Source organism: Streptococcus suis (assembly GCF_002964045.1).
Lineage (GTDB): Bacteria > Bacillota > Bacilli > Lactobacillales > Streptococcaceae > Streptococcus > Streptococcus suis_U.
Genome location: NZ_POPB01000652.1, coordinates 1 through 310 on the forward strand (window position 1 = coordinate 1; position 310 = coordinate 310).

1 pseudogene is annotated in these 310 nt (G+C 40.0%); it reads left to right on the forward strand.

The features are described from left to right. A pseudogene (locus C1E99_RS14845) lies at positions 1-310 on the forward strand (YSIRK signal domain/LPXTG anchor domain surface protein); the annotation flags it as partial.

The window sequence follows — 310 nt, forward strand, 5'->3', positions numbered from 1 at the left end:
CTCCTGAGCGAAGCCAAGAGCTAATTGATAAACTTAACTTTAATGGTAAAGTTGACCAGGGATTTTTAACGATTACATTCAGTGAAGCTGTAACAAATCCGATAATTGATATCTCTGGCTTAGGTGGGTTAGGTCAGGCTAATTCAACAACATATGCTCGTGGTTCATTTAACTCAACGGATCTTGAATTATTGACCGAAGGAGTAAGTTTAGAGGCGGCAAGTTCAGGAGCAAACCTGGCGATTACTCCTACTAAAATAGCAGTTGTCGATCGCAATACGTATAATCACTCTGTTGTTACCGAGAATCA